General features: G+C 37.5%; 19 protein-coding genes and 6 pseudogenes. 10 read left to right on the top strand and 15 right to left on the bottom strand.

All coding sequences use genetic code 11. From position 1 onward, the window contains the following. Positions 1-52: 52 nt before the first annotated feature. Together epmA and DPG01_RS06525 are read right to left on the bottom strand one after the other, a co-directional pair. Positions 53-1,036, bottom strand: coding sequence for an EF-P lysine aminoacylase EpmA (gene epmA, locus DPG01_RS06530; protein ID WP_110974548.1), 984 nt, complete (start codon positions 1,034-1,036; stop codon positions 53-55). After that, entirely contained in the window at positions 1,033-2,100 is a 1,068-nt protein-coding gene (locus tag DPG01_RS06525; protein WP_110974547.1) for a 4-phosphoerythronate dehydrogenase, read from the bottom strand. The genes epmA and DPG01_RS06525 overlap by 4 nt, the downstream gene beginning before the upstream one ends. Positions 2,101-2,439: 339 nt before the next feature. On the opposite strand from DPG01_RS06525, the gene DPG01_RS06520 reads away from it, so the two are divergent. Together DPG01_RS06520 and DPG01_RS06515 are read left to right on the top strand one after the other, a co-directional pair. After that, on the top strand, positions 2,440-3,705 hold the full coding sequence (locus DPG01_RS06520) for an anaerobic sulfatase maturase (RefSeq protein ID WP_110974546.1): 1,266 nt from the start codon (positions 2,440-2,442) through the stop codon (positions 3,703-3,705). Between the two features lie 132 nt (positions 3,706-3,837). Beyond that, complete coding sequence (locus DPG01_RS06515) at positions 3,838-5,373, top strand: arylsulfatase (RefSeq protein WP_110974545.1); 1,536 nt, start codon at positions 3,838-3,840, stop codon at positions 5,371-5,373. A 114-nt stretch (positions 5,374-5,487) separates the two neighbouring features. Here the strand turns inward: DPG01_RS06515 and DPG01_RS06510 are convergent, their stop codons facing one another. The 3 genes and pseudogenes from DPG01_RS06510 to DPG01_RS06500 all read right to left on the bottom strand — a co-directional run bounded on the left by DPG01_RS06510 (position 5,488) and on the right by DPG01_RS06500 (position 9,236). After that, positions 5,488-6,657, bottom strand: coding sequence for an OmpP1/FadL family transporter (locus DPG01_RS06510; RefSeq protein ID WP_110974544.1), 1,170 nt, complete (start codon positions 6,655-6,657; stop codon positions 5,488-5,490). A 119-nt stretch (positions 6,658-6,776) separates the two neighbouring features. Next, positions 6,777-8,411, bottom strand: coding sequence for an arylsulfatase (locus DPG01_RS06505; protein ID WP_213065994.1), 1,635 nt, complete (start codon positions 8,409-8,411; stop codon positions 6,777-6,779). A 661-nt stretch (positions 8,412-9,072) separates the two neighbouring features. Next, positions 9,073-9,236 (bottom strand): annotated as a pseudogene (locus DPG01_RS06500) (rubredoxin). A 611-nt stretch (positions 9,237-9,847) separates the two neighbouring features. Here DPG01_RS06500 and DPG01_RS06490 point away from each other — a divergent pair. Together DPG01_RS06490 and DPG01_RS06485 are read left to right on the top strand one after the other, a co-directional pair. Next, on the top strand, positions 9,848-10,810 hold the full coding sequence (locus tag DPG01_RS06490) for a hypothetical protein (protein ID WP_110974543.1): 963 nt from the start codon (positions 9,848-9,850) through the stop codon (positions 10,808-10,810). A gap of 3 nt (positions 10,811-10,813) precedes the next feature. Then, positions 10,814-11,686: a histone deacetylase gene (locus tag DPG01_RS06485; protein WP_110974542.1), complete on the top strand. Its 873-nt coding sequence runs from the start codon at positions 10,814-10,816 to the stop codon at positions 11,684-11,686. 98 nt (positions 11,687-11,784) lie between these two features. Here DPG01_RS06485 and DPG01_RS06480 read toward each other — a convergent pair whose 3' ends face one another. From DPG01_RS06480 to DPG01_RS06445, 8 genes and pseudogenes are all read right to left on the bottom strand, one after another. Beyond that, positions 11,785-12,141 (bottom strand): hypothetical protein, encoded by a 357-nt coding sequence (locus tag DPG01_RS06480; RefSeq protein ID WP_086208333.1) that lies wholly within the window; start codon positions 12,139-12,141, stop codon positions 11,785-11,787. A gap of 39 nt (positions 12,142-12,180) precedes the next feature. After that, the gene (locus DPG01_RS06475; protein WP_110974541.1) at positions 12,181-13,170 is read right to left on the bottom strand and encodes a hypothetical protein; all 990 of its coding nucleotides are present in this window, start codon (positions 13,168-13,170) and stop codon (positions 12,181-12,183) included. 86 nt (positions 13,171-13,256) lie between these two features. Further along, the gene (locus tag DPG01_RS06470) at positions 13,257-13,673 is read right to left on the bottom strand and encodes a roadblock/LC7 domain-containing protein (RefSeq protein ID WP_110974540.1); all 417 of its coding nucleotides are present in this window, start codon (positions 13,671-13,673) and stop codon (positions 13,257-13,259) included. A 13-nt stretch (positions 13,674-13,686) separates the two neighbouring features. Next, positions 13,687-14,229 (bottom strand): GTP-binding protein, encoded by a 543-nt coding sequence (locus tag DPG01_RS06465; RefSeq protein WP_086208336.1) that lies wholly within the window; start codon positions 14,227-14,229, stop codon positions 13,687-13,689. 713 nt (positions 14,230-14,942) lie between these two features. After that, positions 14,943-16,001: an enoyl-CoA hydratase/isomerase family protein gene (locus tag DPG01_RS06460; RefSeq protein ID WP_110974539.1), complete on the bottom strand. Its 1,059-nt coding sequence runs from the start codon at positions 15,999-16,001 to the stop codon at positions 14,943-14,945. Between the two features lie 13 nt (positions 16,002-16,014). Next, positions 16,015-16,467: pseudogene (locus DPG01_RS06455) on the bottom strand (enoyl-CoA hydratase-related protein); the annotation flags it as partial. Positions 16,468-16,518: 51 nt separating this feature from the next. After that, complete coding sequence (locus tag DPG01_RS18895; protein ID WP_110974538.1) at positions 16,519-16,794, bottom strand: hypothetical protein; 276 nt, start codon at positions 16,792-16,794, stop codon at positions 16,519-16,521. Between the two features lie 185 nt (positions 16,795-16,979). Beyond that, entirely contained in the window at positions 16,980-20,117 is a 3,138-nt protein-coding gene (locus DPG01_RS06445) for an SIR2 family protein (protein ID WP_110974537.1), read from the bottom strand. Positions 20,118-20,219: 102 nt separating this feature from the next. Here DPG01_RS06445 and DPG01_RS18890 point away from each other — a divergent pair. The 6 genes and pseudogenes from DPG01_RS18890 to DPG01_RS06420 form a co-directional block, all read left to right on the top strand. Then, a pseudogene (locus DPG01_RS18890) lies at positions 20,220-20,432 on the top strand (hypothetical protein); the annotation flags it as partial. Positions 20,433-20,707: 275 nt separating this feature from the next. Further along, positions 20,708-22,027: a hypothetical protein gene (locus tag DPG01_RS06440; protein ID WP_110974536.1), complete on the top strand. Its 1,320-nt coding sequence runs from the start codon at positions 20,708-20,710 to the stop codon at positions 22,025-22,027. Between the two features lie 132 nt (positions 22,028-22,159). Continuing rightward, a complete protein-coding gene (locus tag DPG01_RS06435; RefSeq protein WP_110974535.1) occupies positions 22,160-22,393 on the top strand; it encodes a helix-turn-helix transcriptional regulator in 234 nt (77 codons plus the stop codon). A 387-nt stretch (positions 22,394-22,780) separates the two neighbouring features. After that, positions 22,781-23,962, top strand: coding sequence for a YagK/YfjJ domain-containing protein (locus DPG01_RS06430; protein ID WP_110974534.1), 1,182 nt, complete (start codon positions 22,781-22,783; stop codon positions 23,960-23,962). After that, on the top strand, positions 23,959-25,023 hold the full coding sequence (locus DPG01_RS06425) for a hypothetical protein (RefSeq protein ID WP_110974533.1): 1,065 nt from the start codon (positions 23,959-23,961) through the stop codon (positions 25,021-25,023). The genes DPG01_RS06430 and DPG01_RS06425 overlap by 4 nt, the downstream gene beginning before the upstream one ends. 291 nt (positions 25,024-25,314) lie before the next feature. After that, positions 25,315-25,506, top strand: a pseudogene (locus DPG01_RS06420) (IS3 family transposase); the annotation flags it as partial. On the opposite strand, the pseudogene DPG01_RS18885 reads toward DPG01_RS06420, so the two are convergent. Both DPG01_RS18885 and DPG01_RS06410 read right to left on the bottom strand, forming a co-directional pair. Continuing rightward, positions 25,503-25,763: pseudogene (locus DPG01_RS18885) on the bottom strand (hypothetical protein); the annotation flags it as partial. The pseudogenes DPG01_RS06420 and DPG01_RS18885 sit on opposite strands and share 4 nt — an antisense overlap. 80 nt (positions 25,764-25,843) lie before the next feature. Beyond that, positions 25,844-26,246: pseudogene (locus DPG01_RS06410) on the bottom strand (hypothetical protein). Positions 26,247-26,263 lie beyond the last annotated feature (17 nt).

The following is a 26,263-nucleotide window of genomic DNA, read 5'->3' as shown; positions in this document are numbered from 1 at the left end:
TTCATAAACAAAAAAATAAAGCGCCCTATTTGGCGCTTTATTTTCATTTCACTTAAGAAATGGATGCGGGAAAAGTAATTACTTTTTCTAACCGCATCTGTTCAGTTGCAACCATTAACAAACGATCTACACCTAAAGCAATACCTGCACATGCGGTCATTTGAGGCAAAGCAGCCAATAAAAATTCATCAATCGGCATCACATGTAAACCTAACTTTTCCCGTTCTGCGTTATCAGCTGCAAAGCGTGAACGTAACACGTCAGCATCAATCAACTCATCATAAGCATTGGCGAGCTCTAAACCCTCGATGTACAACTCAAAACGTGCTGCAACTAACTCACCGTCTTCATCTGTTTTGGTTTTGGCAAGTGAAGCAAGTTCTGGCGGAAAGTCAGTTAAAAATACTGGGGTATCAAAACCTAAGCTTGGCTCTACAAAATGCGAAAAGAGTAAATCAATATAACCCAATCGGTCATCACCCAAGTCCAAATTTAAACCCACGCGATTGCAGCATTCTTTTAGCTCTTTCAAACTAGCTAGCAGTGGGTTCAAATCCAAACGATCCATAAATGCATGTTTATAGCTTAAAATGGTTGGACGAACTTCACCAAAACGCTGCTTTAATGTGACATTCAATAAATCGGTCACTTCAAACATCAAATCCTTCAAACTAAAATTCGGTCTGTACCATTCCAACATGGTAAATTCACTATTGTGTTTTCGTCCATGTTCATCATCACGGAAGACCTTACAGACTTGATAAATCGGCCCACTGCCACTGGCGAGTAAGCGCTTCATCGCAAACTCAGGGGAGGTTTGTAAATAATGCGTTTGCTGCGAGCCCTGTACATGTCGCTGCGCTTGAATGGAAGCCAAATGTACATCCGTCACACCAGCCTGAGATAAAATCGGTGTTTCAACTTCAAGTACTTCTCGTTCAGCAAAAAACTGACGAATTTGGCTGTACATTTGTGCGCGAGCACGCATGGCTTTTAAATCACAGGTTGGCTGATAGTGGATCACGTCCTGACTCATGCCTTTGGCCCCCCATGTGCAGCCCATTCACGGCGTAATGGATAAGTCTTTCTTAAATGGTCAAAGGCTTTCTGGTCAATCATTCCCTCTTTTAAACAAGCACGTAAAGCGTGGTCATCTCGTAAAATTGGATAGATTTCATTTAAATGCTGTTGAAGTGTAGATTTCAAATCTTGCCTTTCAAAATACTGAGCACACACAGGCAACTGCGACTCGAAACTTTTATGTGCTTCAAACTGAAAGGTTTTACAAAAGGCGTCATAGATCATTTGTGTACCACGCGCTTTACCTTCTAAGCTATAACCTGCAATGTGTGGCGTCACTAGACTCACAGCGTTCAATACTTGTTCAGAAATCACAGGCTCATGCTCAAAGACATCTAATACCACTTTACGCTGTGTTTTTTCGATGTCTGCCAATAAGGCTTGCTCTTCAACAACAGATCCACGCGAAGAGTTGATTAGGATCGCCGTAGGCTTCATTACAGCTAAAGCATCCGTATTAATTAAATGATGTGTCGGGTGCTGCCCTGCTTTCGTGAGTGGAACATGCAATGAAATGGCATCGGCAGTGTTTAATAGCGTATTTAAATCGACCTGCTGAATCACATCTTGCTGTACTAAAGGATCATAGCCGATCACATTCCAACCCAATAGTTTGGCCATATAGGCTAAGCGAGAACCGACATTTCCTAGGCCAATAATCCCCAAAGTAAAACGTTCATTAGCATCTATAAAAGCTGGGTTCAAATGCAGTAAAGCGGTAATCACATATTCAGCCACCGCCTGTGCATTACAGCCCGCAGCATTTGCCCAGTGGATATTCTGTTTTTCAAGGGCTTCAATATCTAAATGGTCTGTGCCAATCGTTGCACTACCGACATATTCAAGCGCTGTATTATCAATTAAAGCTGGATTAACTTGTGTCACAGAGCGAACCAATAATGCCTTCGCTTCTACAACATCGGCATGGGTCAAAGTACGCCCTGCTTTCTGTTCGACTTCACCAAATTCAGCAAAAAAATAATCGGTAAATGCGAGATTTTCATCTGCCACGATTTTCATAATCTATTCCAACGCTTTGTTAGCGCTATGATACCCCTTGAGTGAGTACAACACTATGTTGCCTTATCATTCATTAAGTTAAAAACCTAAATATTCCACACTTATTTTTAAAAAATAAAAGACATAATAGTTTTATGGAATTGCCTTTTTCATTTATTCTCTATTAGAATAAGTGAAATAACTATTCAGCATGAATGATTAAAAAATTCACTCAGTATATTGAACGATAAAGTGCCATGCTGCATAAGCCTATGCATTGCATCTTTAAGTATTGATTGAGAATAAACGATTAAGATAAAAACAATATTTAACTAAAAACGATAAGGGGACTTAAACGCCATGCAGCGAATTCCAACTCTAAATGAATCCCCACCACTTAAAACGGCCCAACTGATGGGAAAAGTTTACCGATATCATGTCATGATCAAACCTTCGGGTGCGCAGTGTAATTTAGACTGTAGTTATTGCTTCTATTTACATAAGCAAGACATGCTACATCAACCTAAAACACCCCGCATGACAGAGTCTCTTCTTGAACTGCACATTAAACAATACATCGAGTCTCAAACCGCAGATGAAGTTGTGTTTAGTTGGCAAGGGGGCGAGCCTACTCTTATGGGTTTGGAATTTTTTGAACGAGTGGTTGAGCTACAACGAAAATATCAAAAAGCCAATCAACGTATCGAAAATGACTTACAGACCAATGGCACTTTACTCGATGAAGACTGGTGTGCATTTCTCAAACGGAATAATTTTTTAGTCGGTTTATCCATTGATGGCCCTGCCGAGTTTCATGATAAACATCGTTATAACAAAGGTGGAAAGCCGACCCATAGCAAAGTCATGCAGGCAGTGAAACTTCTGCATCTCTACCAAATCCCTTTCAATGCACTTTGTGTCGTCAACCGTGATAATGCAAAGCGTCCAATCGACGTATATCGTTTTCTCCGCGATCAAGTCCAACCTCGTATGATCCAGTTTATACCTGGGATGGAAAGTGCACAGTTTCAGCAAACAGCCCCAGGTTATTGGAATCCAGATGACTTACCCACTTTAGGCAGTTCTGCAACACAACCTGGGACAGCCGATTCCGTCGTTACAGACTGGTCTATTGCAGCCGATGATTGGGGTTACTTTCTTTCTCGGGTATGGGGAGAATGGTTACAAAAAGACTTTGGTAAGGTCTTTGTCGATCAATTTGAAAATATCGTTTCGATGATGTTTGGCTATGGTGCTCAAAAATGTGTATCAGGACAAATTTGTGGTAAAGCGCTAGCTATAGAACATAATGGTGACTTATTTTCCTGCGACCACTTTGTCTATCCTGAATATAAACTGGGAAATATTCAGGACTTTCATCAAGGTGATCTGGTCTTTTCTGAAAAGCAAAAACAGTTTTCTTTTTCAAAGTACAAATCCCTGCCTAAATATTGTACAAAATGTCCATATTTGCAGTATTGTTGGGGTGACTGCCCCAAAGATCGTTTTTTGAAAACACCTGATGGTGAAGCAGGCTTACATTACCTCTGCTCAGGTCTAAAAAAATTTTTTCACACCGCAACTTCATCTAAGCATGATATTGCGAAACGCTTGCAATCACATTAAAAAAAATCCTTTTAACATAACTATAAATTTTTATTTTTAGAACAACCGTAAAAACATCGCTAAGTTCGTTAAGGCGGACTAAGTGAAAAAAATCTCTATTGCTTCATAACAATCCTAACAAGGAGAAATAACATGCGGAAGAGTTTAATTGCACGCTCTGTTGCCTTAATTGGTGGAGCGTTGTTGTCTGCAACCACATTTGCAAAGCAACCTAATATTTTAGTCATTTGGGGCGACGATGTTGGGATGTGGAATTTAAGCACCTACCACCGTGGCATGATGGGCGGTACCACGCCTAATATTGATCGTATTGCCAAAGAAGGCATGACCTTCATGGATCATTATGCACAGGCATCCTCTACAGCTGGTCGGGCTGCTTTCATTACAGGGCAATACCCAATGCGTACAGGTTTGAGTACGGTCGGACTTCCAGGAGCAGTACAGGGACTAAAATCTAAAGATCCAACCATTGCCGAAATGCTGAAAGCCAAAGGTTATGTCACAGGACAATTTGGTAAAAATCACTTGGGTGATCGAGATGAACACTTACCCACTGTACATGGTTTCGATGAATTTTATGGAATTCTCTATCACCTAAATGCGGGTGAGTATGGTGAGCAACAAGACTATCCGAAAGATGAAGCAACACAACAAAAATTAGGCTTAAAAATGCGTGGTGTGATCCACTCTAAAGCTTTGGGTAATGGTAAACAACAAATTGAAGATTTAGGTCCATTTGGTATAGAACGCCAACGTAATCTTGATGAGGAAGTCTTGGTACAATCTAAGCGTTTTATCTCAGATGCAGTTAAACAAGATAAGCCGTTTTTTGTCTGGCACAACATGACACGAACACACTATAAAACCCACTTAAATAAGAAATATGATGGTAAAACAGGTTATGGTGTCTATGCCGATGGTGTTGCTGAAATGGATGATGGTGTCGGTGAACTTTTAAAGCTTCTTGATGACTTAAAAGTAAGCGGAGATACCATTGTGATGTTCTCAACCGATAATGGCGCAGCATCAAATTCGTGGCCAGATGGTGGTAACCAACCATTCCATGGTGAAAAAGGTGTAGGAGGATGGGAAGGTGGCTTCCGTGTTCCTTTAGTCGTCAAATGGCCTGGTCACATTCCTGCCAATGTATCAACTGGCGAATTTATGACCATGGAAGACTGGATGCCAACACTAATGTCTTGGGTGGGTGATAAGACGCTGAAAGAGGATTTATTAAAAGGTAAGCGTATTGGTGGGAAAAATTATAAAGTTCATTTAGATGGTTATGATCAAAGTGATCTTTTATTAAACCAAGGCAAAACTAAACGTAAAGATTTCTATTACTTTACGGAAACTACTTTCCATGGCATGCGTTATGGAGATTGGAAATTACTATTCACCAAACAAGATGGTTGGTTCCGCTCTACCCAAGAAGCAATGACCAGTCCATATATCATTAACCTGAAAATGGATCCATTTGAACGCTTCACCGAGGCGCGTGGTTATGATGAATGGGCTGAAAACAGAAGCTGGATTTTAGGTCCAGCTGGAGAGCAGATTGGAGAGTTTGTGAAAACATTTAAAGACTTCCCACCAAGTCAAAAGAGTATGTCTGTCCAAGTCGACCAAGTTGCAAGTATGATTGAAAATCAGCCTGCTGGACGTTAATTCAACTTAAGGTAAGCTAAAGAGAAAACCTCTACTATACTTTGTTCCAAGGAACAGAAAATCTGTAGAGGTTTTCTCTTTAAACAACTAACGACTTACTATTACACTATCAATTTATTTAGCAGAATAAGACAGCTTCATGCCTACGATATAACCTGTATTGTCTTTAAAATCACCCACTATACGACGGTCAGATGTTTCACCTTTGGTATCACCAAACCACATATAACGACCACCGACACTAAATGCGAGTTTTTCATTAAAGTTATATTTTGCTGCCAAACCCGCGCCCCAATATCCATCCACAGGCCCTAAAGTCGGAGCTGGATCACCTGCGCCTGAATCCCATAAACCAGAAACCGCAATGGCAAGCTTCGGAGCCAAACGTTTCCCCAGCCCAATTTCAACTGCTGTTTGATCGTCAGAATAATCCACTAAAGGTAAACCTTTGCCCAAAGCAGCCACGGTCGATGCTTTTAAAATAGGTGGATAATAGGCAAAGTTACTCCACGGCACATAGCGTACTTTTGCAAACACAGCAGTGGTCATATTCAATCCTGCTTGCATGTTTAAATTGACAGACTCAGGGGTAGTAATACTGCCTTGATTATAATGTGAATAATCCATACCCAATTTATCAGCCAATGGCACATCTTCCTGAATTGTTGTCTTATGCTCAATTTCAGAACGATAAGTAAGTGAGGCTAAAATGCCCTTTTCAGGCTTGGCATAACTGAAACCAGCCACCCAACCGACAGCCATATCATCAAAGCTGTTGTTATAACCACTATTGGCAGCATAGGTTAAACCACGTAAATGTACATTAGCTTCAATCTCTTGCAGTGCAGGTCCAGCATAAATCATGACATTTTTATTCAGGTTATAGCCCAATAATGCAGTGATATTTTTCGATTGCACATCGACACGGGTTTTAGCATCTGTTGCTGGGCGGTCTGTTGCAATGAAGTTATTTGTCCCATCAAACTTCACTTTCGCGCCGAATGGTTCGTCATAAATGACCGCTAAACGTAAACTCGGGGTTAAATCTGTCTTTACTGCATAATTCAGAGATTGATAATCTTCCGCCATGTCAGAAAGAGAATGCCCACTTGAATCGTCACCTGTCACATCAGGTGAAATATGGGTGTAGCCTACTTCTGCATAAGTTCCCTGTTCAAAAAGCGCATCAATTTGTTGTGGGGAACGCTCTAAACCTGCGGTATAGGCTTGACTTGCCAATACAGACAATATTGCAGTTATGAGATACTTTTGATTCGATTTCATGTCTAATCCTTTAGTGAAAATTTAAGCCAGTGACTACGTTTCATTCCGCTGAAAAGCAGTCACTGTGAGTGATTGCATCGCTTTTTGTTCTAGTGAATAGAATCTTTGCTCAAACTGAATTAAGGCACACCCAAACCAATGTCTTTGGCTGGATATTTCTGAAAGGTGCTCATGTGATAACGCACCAGATTCAGGGCACGTGGATAACCCCATTCAAACCCATGATGGCTTGGAATTTGCTCTTTGGGATCAAGGTATAAGTTGTATGCCCACGGTGCTGGGTTGGCGACTGACAACAAAGTACTATCAATATTTTTACGTGGCGAAGTAGTATCCATCACTTTGAAATGCACTTTAAACTCATTCCAACGCAGTGATGTGAACTGATTGCCTGAATAGAAGTATGAAGTTTCACGGTTTGACTCACCGTCATCAGCCAGCAGGAAACTGGTTTGGTCGATACCATCAAAGTAACGATCTTTCGGGATTTGATTTATTTGCCCACCTAGTGCAACGGATGTGTTAAATAAGTCAAGAATGTCAAAAAAACCGTCGCTAACACGTCCCTCTTTGATCATGCCTGACCAGTACGCAATACCCGGTACACGAATTCCCCCTTCCCATGTGGTGCCTTTCCCCCCTTTCCATGGATGAAACCCAGAATCTGGCCAAACATCTTCATTGGCTCCGTTGTCTGAGGTAAAGAACACGACTGTGTTTTCAAGCTGACCTGTATCTTTCAGCGTCTTCATAAGACGACCAACGATATCATCGACCTCAATCACCCCATCCTTATAGGGATATTTTGCAGGGCTCTTGCCTGCATAACCTGGAGCGGGATAATTATCATTATGTAATCGTGAAAATGAATGTATCAGATAAAACGGCTCATTCTTTTTACCTGCACGACGGATAAAACTGTCGGAGTAATCTGCAAATTTTTGATCCATTTTGCTGATGTCATCAATGGTTTTAATCGACTGCTCAACCTTTAGCGCCCCGCCTTTGACGCCACTGGTAATTTCAGGAGGCTGAATCGTGCGCATTGCTTCTAAACGCTCAGGGTCGTGGATTAAATTTGGATATAAACGTTCATCGGTCATCTCGGTTAAGTTCGATACCACTTGCAAGAAACCGAAGTATTCGTCATAACCATTTTGCTGTGGGTAAGCTCCATCAATTTCACCCAAATGCCATTTTCCCACCATGCCCGTGCGGTAGCCCGCTTTGTCGAGAAGACCTGCTGCAGTAACTTCACCCTCCCACGGATTTGCTTTGAGTTTTTCACCTGTCAAAATAGGACGGACCAACCCTGTACGTATTGGCAGACGGCCTGTCATCATCGCTGCACGAGATGGTGTACTCAGCGGTTGTGCATAGAATGAGGTAAAACGCAAACCCCCATGTGCCAATTTATCAATATTTGGTGTCGGTGCACCCACCGTTTCACCCCCACCATTCGCACCGATATCCCCCCACCCCATATCATCAACAATGAAAATCAAAATATTAGGAGTACGCCCTGTTTTTTGTTTATATGCCTCAATTTTTTTCTGGGCTACCACGCTCTGCGCAGGATGAATAATCGCAGGTTCCATATGCTCAGAACTGACTACTGCTTTCAAAAAAGGATCGTTCGCAATCGTCTTCCCTTTTTGATACGTTTTCGCAGATGCAGCATGTGCTGTTGTTATTGCTACCGACAATAAGCTAGCGCCGATAGATAAACACAGCTTAGACTTCATGATACGCATGGTATCCTCCTTGACCGTTTTTAAGATAAAAGTATCCCTTCCGACTTTTGCCAGAACTTATTTCTTAGAAATTTAATCTGTATAAAATTTATTAAAATTCAATTATTTATTTATGTTTAGTTTTAAATTCTATATAAATAAATGTTGCAGTCTATGTATCAAAACCTGCATAGCTAAAAATTATTTTTACAGTAAATAATGTGCTAAAGACCACTCACTAAAAATAGGGCATAGCAATAAAAAAGGGGGGCAATCTTGGTAACTTTAAGTCGTGGTGAAGCCAAAATTTCGTCTAGTGTTATACAAACAAGTTGATTAACCATCTTGGTTCTAATCCTTTAAAGAAAATATGTTTGCGATTTTCGAAGTTATTGAGTTCTACACATTCGATTTCACATCGTTATTTTTAATCATCTCAATATTTTAAAGGAATCCACATTCCTCCATGACCATGGCTTTCTTTAAAATATGGCTTATGACTTCTACTCAGTCCTTGAGTAATAAATCTGCTTGAAAAGATTAACAGTCTTGAAATGAAGAACAACCATGCGAAAGAATGGTTATAGAATGGTTTGATAGAAAAATCATCCCATAGAAGAATTTTGGGCACGGCTAAAGTGAATCACAGCGCCCATATCATAATGTGGTGCGTATTTACTGCTTATATTTCTAACATATCAAAGTCAGCTTTAGCCCCCCCATAGTCAGGACAAGTCCAGTTTTCAGGCACATCCTGCCACGCTCTAGCTGCTACAATACCTTCTTGTGGCCAACCTGATTGTTCATCATAGATAAACCACAAACCAAACATTGGTAACGTTTCATCCTACATTCTCTTGAGTCCTAACTTGCTCTGATGTAATGGATGATTTAGACAGTAAAGTGGTAAATTTTTGATGAATTCTTTTTTGGCTTTTGGATCAATATTTATTTTGCTTAAGATCCTTGCATAGTGTTCAACTACCCGCTGATCCATCAGTTTAAACCACCACTTCGAAATCAACGCAGGTAAAATCATGGTGCCATAACCTGCGGGAAGCTGAGGTACATCTTCATAATTTCTCAGCGTTTGAAAACTACGTGCTGGATAAACATAATGATCTGAATGGCGTTGTGATATAAAAATAGGCGGGCGACTAAATTATTATCGTTCCAACTATCCTCAAGTTGAGTGCGCATATATGCTTCAGCAGCCAATTTTTGAGAACATTTAAGGCTGAGTTTGCTACACACCATAACGCTATAGTGCCCATCGTCAGCTCCAAACAAACAGCGCTAAGTGAACTATCCGTTCATATCTAAAATACAATGAAAAAACCAAACATTTTAAAAACATCAAATACAGTACTGATTAAGATTTTTTAGTTAAATATTCAAATCAGTTCTTGATAAAACTGTATAATAAATCAGATCTTAAAGTTATTTTTGGGGCAAGGATGCGCGAGACAGATCACGAAATTATTCAACTCTTTAAACAACATGTTTTCCCTCTGTCTACGAAGCTGGCTGAAATGTTAAATGAACATTTCTCACATCAGACTGAACGTCGAGGTTGCGGTTATACACAAGCCACACGTGTTTTAGCTGAATACATCAACAGCCCACGCTTAAGCCAAGACTTCATCGACTTAAAATTGTTCGATCAATATGATACCAAAGCGTTGAAGGCACTACTTGAACAGTCTCAATATCTGATTTCAGACTGGCATAACTTAGACCTCAATGAAAATTTACAACAACATTTGGCTGGCCCAAATTCCACATTTCTTTCAGCACAAATACATGACCATTTTGAAAGACAGAAAAATTTAAGACACATTGCAGCACAAGCTCAATTAGAAGAAAGTCAGATTTTATGCCAACTGATTGCAGATATTATTTTACCTCAAACCTCAACTAACACAGGTTTAGTCGAATTAAAGACTCGAACAGAAAAGCCCAAAGTCGGCTCATGCCCAATGGCTGAAAACTTCTTCCTTAAAATTGCCCATGGACGAGTACTAAGACAAGGTGAAATCAATATCTTTGTAGATGAGGAACAGCAACCCCTCTTACTAGAAAAACTGAACATGGGAGATGATCACTCTTGTATTAGTCTCAAACCTATACTAATGAATGGTGTTTGTTTGCCAGCAGGCTCATTATTTTCGGTCGATTATGATCGAGATGCCATTCAAAACAAAACTCAAAATCAACAGTTTAAAGGCTATGTTATCCCCTACACAGAAGTAAGTGGGTTTTGGTTCTTAAGACTCACGACTTTGGCAGTGTCTCCTGAAAATCGGTCAAGAGCCTTTACAACCCACTATCAACAGCAAATTGACAATGGTTTATATAGTCCTGGAACCACGCGATTACAACAACTGCTTGATGTCGCCACTGCGCAAGTGAAGAACTAAACTATGTTAAACGTCTGCTACTCACCTCAATACTACGCTCGCACTCATACCAATAGTATGGAAAAATTGACGGCGGTGGCGGAAACACTAAATGATTTGGGCATAGTGCAATTTCATACACCGAAGAAAATTTCTACAGACATACTAAAGCAACTCCATGACCCTAAGTATGTAGAAGCCTTTGACACAGGACTGCCTGAAAAGTTAGCAACACTACAAGGGTTTAAACCTTGGAATCATCAACTCCGTGATGCAGTTTATCACATCAATGCAGGTCAAATTCTGGCTGCAGAGTTGGCTTGGGAACACCAAATCTCAGCCAATATTGCTCAAGGATTTCATCATGCCGTTTATGAGTTTGGGGGCTCTTTTTGTAGCTTTAATGGACTGGCTTTAGTGGCTCAACAATTCCCAGATAAACGTATCTTTGTGATTGATTGTGATCAACATGGAGGCAATGGAACAGCAGAATTTACTCGTCGCTTGAGCAATCTTTTTAATTATAGTATCTATGGTTTGGCTTTTGGCTGCCCAACTTATGAACGAGCTGAAACCTATCATATTCATAAAACCAATGGAAATTTTAGTCAGTATATCCTTGCGATTCATCAAGCTTTTAGCCTCGCTTTGGAGTGGAAAGCTGATTTGATTGTTTTTCAGGCAGGCATGGACTGCCATCAAAATGACCCTTGCGGTTCTTCATGGTTTAGTACGGAACTTATTCAAAAACGAGATGAAATCGTATTTCGTTTAGCCCAAAAGCACCAATTTCCACTAATGTTTGTTTTAGCTGGCGGTTATCAAAGCCTACCTGAACTGGTCAAACTGCATGTCAGTACCTTTCAAACAGCCTACAAAACCTACTATGCCAAGTAGGGATAGCAGTATTTAGTACACTCACCAGTGCCAACCTATAACGCATAAAAAATGCCAGCATATCGAAATATACTAGCATGGCTAATTACTCTATAAAATCAAGAAAAATCAAGTGATTTTTCAAAACCTTTTAACTCATAACGAGCCATTGCCAAGTTTGATTTAGAACGATCTAAAACTAAATATAAGAACAACGCTTCATTCGTATCCAAAGGACGAATCAAGTGATACTGCTTACCTAAAGTAATTAAAATATCTTCAATGTTGTCATTTAATTGTAAAGCCTTCGCAACTTTACGCTTAGAACGAATAACCTCAGTATTACCTGCTGCTGCTAATTCTAAGTCTACCCCACCGCCTTGAGTCGCAAGTGCTAGACCACTCTCACTATCAACAAGTGCAGCAGCAACAAAACCATCAAGACCCGTTAACGCATCTAAACTAATACGCGCCATATTATTTTACCTCTAGTTATAGGGTTACCCCGGAAAAAATCAAAGACCAAGTTTTCTACGTAACTTTCCAATAAAGCCACGTAGTTTATTCATTTGACCAGTTTCTACTTGTTTTGTATCTATATGATACTTCACTTCATTTTGATCAATAAAACGACCTAATTGCAGTAAAACAGCACATGCTACAAAATTCAATACTTTTTCATTACTTAAATTCAGAGCCTGTTTTACATCTGCAATATGAGCACCCTGTGAAAAACAGGCAGCTATTTTTAAAAAGTCACGGCGTTGCAAATCTTTTTCAAGCTGTGGCCAAATATCAAGCTTAAAATTCTGATTAAGATCTACCTTCGGTAAATCCATTGATGGCGAGGAATTTACAACCTTCCATAACCACACTCTTAAGTCATAGACTTCTTTGTCTTTTATCGTATCTTGTACAATTTGTGCCGTTGCATAGGTTTGATTCAATGTTTCATTAAATTGAATCGTTTTATTCGGATTGACCCAAACACGCTCTGTACGCGTATCTACCAATGCAAGAAAACCTTGTGCATCAAATAACTGAATATACCCATTGCGTGGAATAAAGATTTCATTAAATACTTGTTCCGTCGTCATTTCAGGGTTTAAAACCGTCAGTGGTGTCAGCTGCGTATGTGTCATTTCCATGGATGGTATTTCAAATGACATCAACTCTGACTGTGGAATGACTTTTTTGAATAACCAATCACGTAAATATTCGGCATTAGGCAGAGGATAAAATAACTGATCCCCTACAATTCGTCCTGCATTCTCTACCTTTTTAACCAAACGTAGATAAGCAACACTCTGAAGAGATAAAAGTTTTTGAATGCCAGGTGCGTTAAAAAAGGCATCATTAACGAGTAACAAATCAATTTCTTGTTCAGCAAGATTTACCCAATTCACATTCATATTTTTAGGTAAAGAAAGCAATATCTGTGTTTTGATTTGATCTAATGAATTCAAACTTAAACCAAATATCGCAATATTTAATACATTTTTCATTCATGAACCCACTAAAAAATCATCTATCGAGATCATGACTGCACGCCATTTCACTCTAAACAAAAAAAAGTTCAACCGCATCCATTTTATGAGGCAACGCTCAATTGTTGGCTTGCCAATTTTTCACTTAATTCTTTGTAGTAATACAACATTTGTCCAATCAAAATATCTGTGCTAGTTACAGCAACCATCACCATTGGATATTTCGAGTGATTAACTGCCGTTAAAAATACTTTTCCATTTTCAGCATCAAGCGTAATTGTCTGACAACCCACAAGTTGGATTTCTGAAATAAAAGCAGAAACCATCGCCAAAATAGAGCTACTAACTGCTGCTATTTTTCCTTTATTTTCTATATTTTTCTTCGAAGCTAAGCAAAGTTCAAAGCCATCCGATGAACATAGCATGACAAAATCAATACCAGCAACAGTATTTAAAAAATGCTGTAATTCTGAATTTGCGTATTCAATCAACTCTTTCGGAATTTCACGAGGATTATTCATTTTTAGCTACCTATTAAATGACTGGCTCTGCTTGTAATTCTAGTGTTGCAATTAACGTTTCTATCATCAGCAAGACATCATCTTTTTTACGTGCATCTACCGCAAATAGTGGAAATTGTTTTTGATGTATTTGCATCCAATCACGGTAAATTTTCAGCTTATGCTCATGCTCTTCATCTAAATGAGTAATTCCCACCACAATATTTGAGCCATAATCTGCAAAAGCATTTAAATAAAATTCAAGATCTTTCAAACGGTCAGTTTGACTATGATCAATTAATACCACGGTCCCTATTGCCCCTTTACAAACAATGGACCACATGAAGTCAAAACGATCTTGACCAGGTGTCCCGTACAAACCAATTTTTGTACCGTCATCTAGACTAATTTCCCCATAATCAATGCCGACAGTCGTCAAAAATTTATGGTGTGCTTCTGTATCGGTATTGACAGCTTCGGTTGTTACTACAGAAATATCAGATAATGCTTGGATAGCAGCAGATTTTCCTGCCCCCATTGTCCCTCCAAAAACAATTTTATATTGCTGTAATATCATTCAGAAGTCCCAAATAGCGAAAAAGTGTGTACTGGTTCACATTATATTTTATTTGATTGACAAAAAACATCATTTTATAAACCATTTAGTAAAACTTAATTACATATTTCCCTACTTTTTGTATACCTTTTAATCTTATTTAGATGTATTTCTATATATTAAATAATGCTAAGTATATGTATTTTATATATAATCAATTTTATAAATAAGAATCATAATCAATTAGTATTAGATTGGCATTTTTTATCATGCAAAAATCAATCTTTTTATTAGATAAATAAATATAGGTTAAACTTTTTTTCCAATCAATAAAAAAATACTTTTCACGTAAATATCAATTCTTAAATACCCTCCTCTTTGCAAAATCATCGCTATCTGGAACAAATCTAATCTATAAAAGATGCAAATTCAGCGCGATGTAAACGGTTATTTACAAAATCATTTAAGTGAATTTAGCTTTTTATTAAGCTGAACTGATTACTAAAATAAAAATAGAATGACTATCAAACCCTAGTAAAATTAGAAGAGTAAAAATATTTTATAGTGGCTTACTTATTTTTTATTTGCTGAAAGCACAAACCACTAAATCCTGATAGCGACAGACCATCAAGGTACATTTCAACATTAATGGTAATCTGCTTTAATTACTGCATGATTTTTCTGATCAAAAATCCTTCAACAACCTGAAAGATTTTTATCCCCTTAAGATCAACCTAAATTTTCACACTTACCTGCCGTTGCTGTGGTGAAGATGGCAATAAATTTTCGAACATTTGCATCAATTCAAAATTTTCTGTTTGCCATTTCGGTTGCTTATCTTTATCAATCAGCAAGGCACGGACACCTTCAATCATGTCCCCTTGCTCAAACCAGATATCTTGTAAATCACGCTCTAACTGCATACATTGCTCTAAAGATAATCCACGACCTACATATTGAAGTTTTAAGCTGATTTGCTTGGCCAACAAAGAACGTTGTTGTAAATTGGCTAGGATTTTTTCAGCCCAATCCATATAGTCACTGTCTAATGTATTGGCTAAGCTGTCTTCAATATCCTGCAAATCTGCATGTGAAAAATGATGCCGAATCGCATCTTCATAATGTTTTAGTTCGCTAGGTGCAGGTTCTTTTAAATAACGCGCAATGGTCTGCTCAATCGACTGTTGGGTTAATTGCGTAGCATGCGCCAATTCTGTTTGTAGCTGTGCTAAGTGGTCACTCGGCACCAGATAATCAATTAAGTCTAAATGTAAGGCATCGCTACTACTGATCTGTTCACCCGTCACCGCCATATACACGCCCACATCGTCTAAACGAGACAGGAAATGGGTTGCGCCCACATCGGGGAAAAAGCCGATCGCGGTTTCTGGCATGGCAAAACGAGATTTCTCACTACTAACAATAATCTGGCAAGCTTGTGCCAAACCAAAACCACCGCCCAAAACATAGCCATCTAAAAACACCAGCACAGGTTTCGCATATTGGCGTAGGCTCTTCAGCATGTGATATTCATCTGCAAAATAGCGTTGATAGTTGGCAGTTCCATTTTGATAACTGTCATACAGGAAGCGAATATCACCACCTGCACAAAAGGCTTTCGGGCTATTGGAATTGATCAAGACAGCTTGAACTTGATCATCCTCTCGCCATTGTTCTAGCTGCTGGCTAATGCCATGAATCATGTTTAAGGACAGTGCATTCAGATGACTCGCTCGATCTAGCGTAATCACGCCTAAATGCCCTTGCATGCTAATCTGTAAATTATTTTCCATGCGAAGACTCCTTTTATTGATTTTTAAATTGTGCTGGACGCTTTTCCACAAAGGCTTTCATGCCTTCTTTTTGATCAGACGTTGCAAAAATGGAATGGAAAGTACGACGTTCAAAGCGTAATCCCTCACTCAAACTCACTTCAAAGGCGCGATTAATACTTTCTTTAATCATCATGGTTGCAGTCAGGGATCGCTGTGCAATTTTTTCCGCAGCCTCTAGGGTATAGGCCAATAATTCATCTTTCGGTAGCACACGCGCCACTAAACCACTTTGTTCTGCCTCAATCGCACCCATTTGCCGTGCGGTTAAACACATTTCCATGGCTTTGGCTTTACCCAATGCCACCGTTAAACGCTGCGTTCCACCAATGCCAGGAATCACCCCAAGAGTTACTTCAGGCAAACCAAATTTGGCATTCTCCGCACAATAGATAAAATCGCACATCAAGGCCAACTCACAGCCACCACATGAAATTTAAAAACGTAATTTTTTGAGTCCCTCTGCTGAATTATGAGTTCACCAACATTTGCTCTTTGCATCAATCTTCGTAATAAATTTTTTTTCACGTTTGGTAGGCTCTTCCGTAAATTCAGAGTTGTATTTATTACGCCAATCGTAGTCAAAAAATTTCTCTATATCCGGATAAATCAAAATAAACGCTGGACGCACCCCATCAAACTCACAAAAGCTATATGTATATGCTTGCATCACACAGTTTAATAACTTTTTTACACTCTCCTTACTTTGAGGATCTTTAATCTCAATACCTATAGCGTCTACATCAAATCCCATCGATTTTGCTTTTTCATTTGGGCGGAGTAGCAAATCCAATCTTAAAGGAGAGTCATCAATAACCTATCTCCCTGCAACTTCTTCTTGAATATAGAAGAGATCACCTAACATCTCAATTAATTTTTCTTTGGCTAAATTTTCTCTATCTTGAGACATATTTAAATCATGTTTCCTATAACTGATTACTAAATCAAAAGCCGATAGTCATACGACATAGGGCTAAAGTTATTAAAATAAACTCCTATTCTAGCAATGTCATTTGCCGATTCCAAAGTAACAGGTAATCTAGAATAATAATCAAAAGTATTCCAATTCATTTTAGATAAACCTAAAATTTCATTCGCTAACTGGCTAATATCTGATTGCCCAACATAACGTTTAATAACTAATGGAACTGGGATTCTTCTTTTTCCTTGGAAATACTTAAAACTTGGATTTTGAGCACTTGGCGTAGCTCCATGCACCCATAATAATGCTGTATTAGAACTTTGGACAATTACCGTGCCTCTAGCAATAGGGAAACCATCTATTTCTAGTTTATTATTAACCAATTTAGATGACAAATATCGAAAAGAATCCTCAAAGTTAATTTCGATCAATTCTATATCTTCCACGCCTTCTAATCCTTGTATAAACCCACGCTGTTCTTCTGCTGTGAATGCTGTCCTCTTATGTATCACAACACGTCGTGGTAATTGCATTTTTGCATCAAAAAACATTTGTCTAATTTTCTCACCTGTTCTCCTTGCATCTTCTTCAGACATATAAGGATTATGATGGTGAATTATAGGGTTCTCTATCCGACCAAGTTGAAATTGCATGCCTTCCCCCCTAGCACTATAAATATGACTACAACCTAGAACAATCCTTTTAGAGTTTTCAGGATACGTGTTCCTATTGATACTGTAGCCTATCCCCACAAAAGCTGTCTGATTATCTATAGATTCCAATCGCCAAGGTGTCCGCATAGCTTTGACATAAAATGCTAATGATAACCACCACTTCACTCTACAACTTTGGGAACTATTAACCGTTTTCTCTCTTACAAATTGGGTACTTATTCCCTGCTGAGCGGCATATGCTTTAATATAATCATGTAAATCAAAGTATTCATGTTCTGATTTTATTGAAGTTAATAATTCCCATCTTTTAGGAATATAAATAATTACAACTGTACCCGTACGCAATTCTAATTTTTTCAAAGCATCGAGCTCATAACAAATTCTATTTGCTAAACTTTTTGCATTATCAATAGCTTTTTGTGCTGAAAGAGCTTCATCTACAAATCGCCATGTATTTTCACCTATTTTAGGAAAGGTTATCGGTACGCCAAATGCATTTGTAAATCCATGAAATGGATGTAAATAATCTTGTTCTGATTTTTCTGGTAATGACTTTTCATGAATTCCCCGTAAAAGATTATTTACAATCCCTGCATCCTGACGTGTACTTATTACATTGATACAAATTTCAGGGCATAAACCAGAACTGGTATTTTTATAATCCCAAGGGCGATTTTCAACTAATCCTTTTAAAGGGTTAATATGAGATATTTCATTAGATATAGAATTTGAACCAAAAATTAATTTTGCATCCTGAATGATCAAGCCTTTTTGAGTTGCATGCTTATTGAAATCAGTAGGAAGCTTTCGTGTAGCATAATTAACTAAACCAGCATAAAGTGGCTTTTTACCTAAATTAAATATACCGCCACCACTGACTATAAGGTCTTTTTTTGTAATGATATCTGCCCACTTTTCTAATATCTGACTATATTCTTTATTATGTTGATAACCGAATTTTTTATTCTTTATAGTTTTTACAACATCATGATCAGGCAAAGATTCATCTAAATTTAATACAAGCAAATCAGGTTTAAATGTTAAATAAATATCATCTTTAATAAAATTTAAATTTAGAATCAAAGCATCTATTATCTTATATTTTTTCCCATTGTGAAATTCGATAGAACTTACATCTGGATTCCATATCCGTTTATTTTGATCTGAACTGAACTCTAAATTTTTGACAATACTTTGGATTAACCCACGTCTAATGAGAGACTGAATCCTTGTATCGTTCAATACATCAGTTTTTGAAAAATTTACTACCGTTGGCGTACTTAGATAGAACTCTCCTAAATATTTCCTGAGTTTATCAACATCCGCGAAAGCTATGATTTCCTTTCCTATTTTTGAAAGTACTACTTCTTTAAAGTCCACTTTACTATTAAGCCAATCAATATAATTTAAGCTCCCTTCAGGATATTTCAATGTAACTTTAAGAAACTGGCTAGGAAGTTTAACAAAAGGGTAAGCATTACTTTTAATAAGTGAAGAAATATCATTTTCTGGAGCTGTAAATTTAGCTGGCTTCTTAGCAATACAAGGAATTTCCTGTAGCATTGACAATGCTTTACTCAACATGTTGTCATTCAATAATTTTCTAGAAATTTGCTCTACGGTGTCATCAAATCCCTCTGTTGAGACATAAAAAGCATCCCTATTGTTTTTTCTTGCTAGTTCCAATAGCTCCATCACTGGCTGGCTTATTGTTTCACCATACCCACACCAAAATAATCTTGATTTAACCGTTTTAGAAAAAATATTTTCTAAAACTGTCATTAAAGATTTATCTCGACCGCTATAACCAATAACTACAAGATCATAGTCCTGTAACTCATGTTCAATATTATTTTTTAAATTTTCTTCCTGATGTCTTAATTGTTCATCTGTATTTTTAAGCTCATCGTAACGATAATCTCCATGCAATGAAACTACCCTTATCTCGCCCTCACTATGTTGTCTGGTAATACGTTGGGTATTATCCAGCCCAATTTCAATACATACAACATCATTCGAATGACAAGCCCGAGCAACCAAACCATCAAAGTTTGTAGTCCACACAGTTTTTATTATTTTTGCTTGAGCAAGCAGTGGTAATAATTTATACCCGATATGCGGCTTAGCCATCTCAACATATTGCTGAAAGAAACTTCTTCTATCCTGTTCTGTGATATAGCATTCTTTTGCATAAAAAGAGTATTCTTCTGGACTATTCAAAATGGGATATTCTCCTCTTTGATCCAACCATTTTTGAATTCGATCTTTTGTACCTTGTAGAGATAACTCTCCAACTGTTTCCCTTAGAAGTGGATTTTTAGTTATAAATATTTCACGCTTCCACTCCCAGATACAACGCTCTGCGGATGGCATACCAGAAGATATTGAGGCTCCAGCACCTAATAATAAGCAAATCGGCCTTTTTTTATTAATATCTATAGATCGTATAAAGGCGTCAATCGCAATTTTATATGGTGTCATCCTTTTAATTGTCCTTATGATTATTCTTTTCTAGCCTTAGATTATTAAATAATCTCTTATTATTCAAGTTATAAAATCTGATTCTATATTCTTAAATTCAGTTCTATCCAAAAAATCAAATTGAATAATATAATTCTCAGACGAATAGGCTATATGGACCCTAAACAAAATAGAGGGATTACTACATATGGTTTTCGCTCTACTTTCCGCGATTGGTCAACTGACAAAATAAATTACTCTCGCGAATTCTGCGAACATGTCCTTACACATAAACTGCCTGATGAAGTTGAAGCAGCTTATTTACGTGGAGTTTAACTTGAAAATAGAAAAGGATTGATGACTGATTGGAATCTGTTTTTTTGTAAATTACGATTAGTTTTTTTTGAAAATTCACACAATAAAAATATCCATTCAACTACAACTCACCCCTGTATATTTACAGGATATTATATTCGTGTATATTAATGATATATCTAATAATTGCCAAAAAGTCCGTACTAAAATAACGCATAAGTATGTACACTTTGGATCGGAGCATGTAGGCTAAAATTTACAAGAATAATCAACCAAAATATTAGGATAGAGAAATCATGGATACCGTAGTGGAACATTCTGAAAATACCACGGTAGGGGATCAAATCAAAATCGTATATGACCTGGAAAAGTATATATTTGAAAAAATCTATTCTACTCCACCCTTCAGTTTCAACGAGTCTATCAGGATGGCCGTTGATTTCGAAATGCTTAAAACAATAATATATGCATTACACGATGAAGGGCTATTTAAAGAATCGAATGAAGATCGAATAAAAAGATTATGTAAGGATCCTGTGCAAGTACCTATTCCTTGTAAAAAAGGTGACAATAAAGTTGAAAAACTGGACTTTGAATATTTCCCTAAACATTATCATGAAATCATTTCAGACATAAAAAGCTATCGATCCGCCATCGAAACTAAAAATTATACGCAAGCAAAAATTATATATAAGAGCTTACTCCAGCAATACTCAAAACATCGTGATTGTTACGTAGTCGAATTATTACCTGAAAGCCTTCAAAACACGATCGATAAAATTCAACTCAGCTATCTTTCACAAGAACCTGATGAAATCAAAGAAAAAGCTTATATCGACTTTGTTAAAGAATTTATCAAGAAATACGAATATGATCATGTGTCACTTTGGAATGCGTTAAAGTTTTCAAGACAGGATCAGAATACGCTCAAGGAATTGTCTTTTCTTTCATTTCGATTCATTGGTCCATTAAAAAATAAGTTTGCTATACGCCAACACAATTCGAAGATCCAGTCCCTGAAACCCAAAAAAAATATACTGTTCGAACAACTTATGGAGTATCTGGACAAAAAAGCGACAGCATATGTACGTGAGATTTTAATGCAAACGTATGATCACAAAGAAAAAATATATATAAAACAACAAGAAAATATTGACAAACTTTTACGGACTAACTTTAAAAAATATCAGACAAAGATATTAAACAGAAAACAACAGGCTAAAATTATTGCTAAGATTAAAACTAAATTTACACCTCAAATAATAGAAATATTAGAAGACAAACAGGAGAAAAAACAGCAACAGCTTGATTTTAAAGTGCAACTGCAAGAGCACATTGTGCGAAATCTGACAAATTCGTCAACAGGAACTATAAGCAGTGAGCCTGTTTATGACCCGTACTTATTTACTCCTACTGCATCTATCCATGGCACAAATACTCTAACTGAACTAAAAACAAAAGCCACCCGAAATAAATCTGCTAAAAAGCAAAAAAGTTTTCAGAATCAGGAGCATCCAACTACTCAGCTTAAAAGAAATTTTATTGGTGATACTAAAAGGATGCTAAAAAAGAATCATGAAATCTATCAGTCTTTGAAAAACCTTCTAAATGATTAAGTTCATCATTTCACACTGAGAAATATATTGGCTCCACGCACTTCCTGCATCAAGTGTATTTTCATTCAAGTACCGTCTATTCGTTGGTTCAACACCTTCCCGATTGAACCAACGCTATAGAAGGAAATCTAAATGTCTACTATCCAAAACACAGTACAAATGCTGCGTCTACATGAGCTGATTAAACTGATCGGTTTATCTCGGTCATCCATTTATGACCGGCTAAACCGACGGTCTAAACGCTACGATCCTAATTTTCCCCGCCCGTTGAAGCTTAACAATGCATCACGGTGGTTACTCTCTGAAGTTGAAGCGTGGATTGAAAGTAAAATTTCAACACGCAATCAAGGGAATGCTGAGAGCTAACGCTGTACTTGTAAATTCAAAACATAATGCAGCTGTGCAATGCATTCTGAAATTATAAGTATGGCTAGGCTATCATTTTAATTTTCAATGAATTACGGTCTTATATATTTACTATTACTCTATATCTATAAATCAAAGAATATTCTATCTATTTATAGATGATCAGTAGTTTTAAAGTATTCAGCTACATCAATGTTCATGTTACCCGACAAGTTATTGATGTATTGGCAATACTGGTGAAGTAAATACGATCATAGTTTATTCTAAATTAGCTGAACCAACCTTACATCCCATCATGGATACTGCGCTAAACAGTATCCATTGGATGCCTATACCCAGAATACTGATCACAGTTGCGCTTTTAACTTTAAATCGAGTTTAATTTATATGCGCATTATAAATGTAAATGCTGGTCGACATATGGGAACACATGACCAATGGCTCCAGCAATTTGAAACCGAACTGCAAATTACTCCAGTCAACGATGGTTATAAAACAACCCTTTTAGTAAATTCACAGGATAACATCCTAGCTCCTGCTATAGGGAGAGCTAAACTGGTCAAACAGTTCAAAAAACGCAACTTCCCTGAAGTCACAACTGAAACGAAAATACTATCGAATGGTCGCTATGGCTTTGCCGTCAAACACCCTGCTCAAATGAGTAATTTACCTTCTGATATTGCAGAACTTATAAATTATTCTACGCTTTCAGACATTATAAAGGGTCTTGATATTCAAGCATTTGATTATGCACTAAGCCAGATGTCAGAGGATGAATTAGATCTTCTACGTAATGGCACACCTCTATCTTCCAGTCTAAAGGAGAATTTGCTCCCGTACATTAATGCAATAAATAAGTTTATTGGATTAATTCGTGCCTTTTTTCGTCGCCCGAACATCAGACGCAAAGTTTACGATGAGCGGAAGAATCTGAAAAAAAATAAGTCTCGAATGATCGAAATGTTCAACTCTTTAATTGAACGGTATTCGCGTGTAGTCGTTGTTCGACTTGATTTATATCTCAAGCATAAACCTGAAACATTACTGCAAACCTGTTTCAAAGCTGAAGATTGTTTATCTAAAAATGATTTTGATGCATTTAAAAAGTGTGTTGAACAACTACTAGAAAACAAGCGGCATAATCCTGTGTTGAAACAAGCCATCGGTTATATTTTTCGTTTTGAATATACCCCAAGAAGTGGATTCCACTTGCATACATTCTGGTTTTTCAATGGGAATAAAAATCAGGAAGACATCAGCTTGGCACAAGGTATTGAAAAGCTTTGGAAAAAAGTGACCAATGATCAAGGTTATGCCTACATCTGTAATATGCGGAAGCATACTTATGAAAACTGTTTTTTAGGCACGATTGAATACAACCAATCGCAGAAAAGAAAGTGGCTTGAAGATGGCTTTGATTATCTCTGTAAAACCAGCCAGTTATTCATTTTCAGCAACATGAAAAATGGACGACGTTTCCAGATTAGTCAACCTTTAAAACCACAGACTCGTGGTCGTCCGAGAAAAAACCACCTAGAACTCAATGCCTTTGCGGGAGATGAAGCATGATTAGATTACAGCCTGACGAATCCTATGCATCTCTACTCAGTACTCACCATATCACTCAAGCGTATATCCAGCCTTTTATTGGCTATATACCCAATAATCGCCCTCCTGTTGGCTTGGATGATTATCTGAAGTTGTATTCTATGATTACTGAAAATAAGACTTTTAAGATTATCTCTAAACAACCAACTTACGACTATCTGGTGCCTCATGTTTATCTAACGCCCAAGGGGGTTAATTTACTCAAGATTATTCAGGATATTCCGATTAATCCTTTTCTGACTGGTAAATTTTCAGATGTGATCATCAGACCTGAGATAAAGCTGATGGTTGATTTGCTGTATAAGCACAGGCTCATTGACTTTCCACTTGGATTGTATCAACAGTTTGAAGCAGTTGTTGATGGGTTCTGTCAGGATCTAAAAGTGAGATCTAAAACACGAGATTTTATGAGCTTGAAAAATCACTGGGATTCTTCATTTGGCAACTCTAGAAAGGCTTATAATCGTTTTGAAGAAGCTGTCTTATGTAACAATCCAATGTTTCAGGTTCATTCATTGCTTGTTTCTGCTGAGTTTATGAATGTTGATGATTTTTCAATGGATCAGAAAACATTTAGTCCTGTGACTGTTGAGGATATGCTGCGTGCCACGTCAGGTAAAATTATCGAAGCAGTCTGGGCTAACAATGCTGAGAATCACACTCTAGGTATTTTGTCGAAACAGGAAACGACTATTCGAGGTTTTAAGAGTATTCGGCTCATATTTTTTGTAGCACGCGAAGATACCGACTTTACCCCTTTTGCTGAATCTCAGCTCTATACAGATGTTGAACCTTTTGTATTCCGAGAAGGTAAAACCAGTGTTGTGTGGAGTGATATTGCTTGCATGAACTCAGGGATAGAACCTTTAGTTTATGGTATAGAATCCAATTTTTACGATACAAGTCAGAACTACATTGGTATGCGTCTTACCACTTTAAAATACAGTTTGATTGGTCCGGAATATTGGGTTCGGTTCAAGTACACCAACACAACGTTTAAAGTCGAAAAAAGTTCATATTAATCAATTATTTTATGATTAATAACATTCGTGTAACCCTGAAAGTTTCGGCTTTCGGGGTTTTAAGTTATGCGTAATTTCACCTGTATTGTGTTGAAGTTATTCGACTTCACTTAAACATTCTAACTATTTTAAGGTCTGTTGACATTTACTATGCAAAAAATAGCGAGAAAGCGATATTTAATCGCCAAACCAAATCTACTTCTCACTATGCCTCGTACAATGCTGACTGATCAACACTGGTTGAATCGTACCGAGATTGTAGGAGGCCATTTTTCTTGAGCAAATAAGTCTATGACAAAATCAAAATATCCCCTAGAAATCAAAGAACGAGCAGTTCATTTACTTCTCGAATCTGAAAAAAATTATTCATCAACTTAGGCAGTAATCACAGCGATTGCTCCTAAATTCGGCTGTACACCCGAAACACTTCGTCGTTGGCATCAGAAGTACCTCGATCAACAGAATCCTGTCAAAGTACAGCGAAGCCATACCGATGCTACTTTTTGACGTAACTCAATACGAAGAATTTCTGTTTGAGCGTTAGCTGAAACCATATTCTCAGCGCCTTCAATCTGAGCGCTATTGATCCTTAGAGTAGGTGCATATTGCTCAGCAAGCTTCAACGCTGTATCCAAAGTCAATGGCTAGGATAAGCATGACCATAACTCAAGATAAAAATAGATTGTCGTAATTGAGCATCCATCCCATTTTAGGGACAGCTTTTCTTTATTAAAGTTCATATTTTTAGCTCTAAAATAATGTACACTCGTACGTGCAGAACATCCATAGAAAATTCAATGAATGATGATTAGTCATCAAATTAATTAGAGCGTGGAGGTTTCCATAAATTGGAAGGATCAAATGAGGTGAAATTTTGATTTAATGGAGAAAAAGTAGACTGTTCCGCAGGGGAAGAAACCATAGATTGCAAAACACCTAGCACTATAGATATATATGCAATTTTAGAAAATGACATAATACAATCTTGCTTAGACATACATGATGAATCATGTATTTGCTTCTTAATCTGTACATCAGCTTTCATACAATCTATGTGCATAGTACTTGCTTTTTCATGATCTTTAGAATTCATCATTTGCATGGATTGCATATTGAGATGACATTAAATATGGACTATGTACAGATGCAGTGGCGGCTGTCGATCCTACGATGAGGATTGCAAATGATAAAAACAGCGAAAGGCATGTTTTTAACCAGCGCATAAAATCATGACCAAAAT

The organism is Acinetobacter sp. WCHAc060042 (assembly GCF_003231195.1).
Taxonomy (GTDB): domain Bacteria; phylum Pseudomonadota; class Gammaproteobacteria; order Pseudomonadales; family Moraxellaceae; genus Acinetobacter.
The sequence above is the reverse complement of the archived record's forward strand: the minus strand, read 5'-3'. Positions and strand labels throughout refer to the sequence as shown.